The sequence below is a fragment of the Haloferax prahovense DSM 18310 genome (assembly GCF_000336815.1).
In the GTDB taxonomy this organism is placed as follows: Archaea; Halobacteriota; Halobacteria; order Halobacteriales; family Haloferacaceae; genus Haloferax; species Haloferax prahovense.
The window spans coordinates 1-578 of the sequence record NZ_AOLG01000020.1 but is presented as its reverse complement, the minus strand read 5'-3'; the positions used below and the strand labels follow the sequence as shown (position 1 = coordinate 578).

The following is a 578-nucleotide window of genomic DNA, read 5'->3' as shown; positions in this document are numbered from 1 at the left end:
ACTATCTCATCAGAGGTCATGCTTCGACATGTTTCGGTTGGAACCAGCTGTTGCCAAGTTCGATGGGCCTTTCACCCCTACACCAGAGTCACGAGAGGGTATTGTAGGACACCAACTCTAACGGGCCTCCACGCAGCTTTCGCCACGCTTCGCCCTGCTCCGGCGTAGATCACTTGGTTTCGGGTCGCATCCGGTTGGCTCCCCGCCCTTGAAGACGGTGGCCCTGGTCAAAGACTGCGGCCGTATCGGTTTCCCTATGCCTCCGGGGGTTCACCCCTTAGACTCGCCAGTCAGATGCACTCCATGGTTCGTTTTTCAAAACGCACGACGTAACATCGGCTTCACTCNGGGATCGCTCCCAGTTCTTTCGTCGAGTGACCTTGTATGCCACGTCGCTCTATCGCCAACTGATTTCAAGCCCTATTGCACCGCCCTTTTCGGGGTGCTTTTCAGCGTTCGCTCACGCTACTTGTTCGCTATCGGTCTCGAGGAGTGTTTAGTCTTCGCAGTTGATGCCTGCGAAATTCACGAGGGATATCCAACCCCCGCTATTCTGGAACAACCCCGGGATCTGGTTC

General features: G+C 55.6%; 1 rRNA gene. It reads right to left on the bottom strand.

Features of this window, described 5'->3' with window-relative positions:
• Positions 1 to 578, bottom strand: a 23S ribosomal RNA gene (locus C457_RS20755); the annotation flags it as partial.